Here is a 583-nt window from a genome sequence, read left to right on the forward strand (position 1 = left end):
GCGGTGGCTTAACAGGCGCAGGTTCGAACAGCAACATCAAGACAGTGATCACTGGCAATACGCTAGATATCCAGTTGGCAGATGCACCAGTATTTGCAGGCAAAGTGACAGCCAATGGTTTAGATGCGAATGGCAACAAAGTTGAAAATGTAGCGGATGCGACAGCCGCGACAGATGCAGTGAATAAAGGTCAGTTGGATAGCTTGAGCGCAAGTCTTACTAATTCAGGTTTTGGCGTAAAAGCAGCAGATGGTAATACGATTAACAAAAAGTTAGGTGAAGCAATAGACGTAATTGGTTCTGATAGCAACATCACTACGAAGGTTGTGGGAGGTCAAGTTGCGATTGAGTTAAATAAAGATCTCAATAACTTAACTGGTATTACAGTGAACAATGGAACTGATGGTACAAATGGTTCTACTGTGATCGGTAAAGATGGTATCTCAGTTAAGGATGGTTCAGGTAACACAGTTGCTGGCTTAGATAACACATCTTTGACTGTAAAAGATGCGAATGGAAATACAGAAACAAGTATTAACAAAGCGATCAATCTTCTTAATGCCTCACAGGGTGAAGCTGATAA

General features: G+C 41.7%; 1 pseudogene. It reads left to right on the forward strand.

The features are described from left to right. Nucleotides 1–583, forward strand: a pseudogene (locus M2R48_RS21525) (hypothetical protein); the annotation flags it as partial.

It is taken from the genome of Acinetobacter sp. I-MWF, assembly GCF_025433935.1.
Lineage (GTDB): Bacteria > Pseudomonadota > Gammaproteobacteria > Pseudomonadales > Moraxellaceae > Acinetobacter > Acinetobacter guillouiae.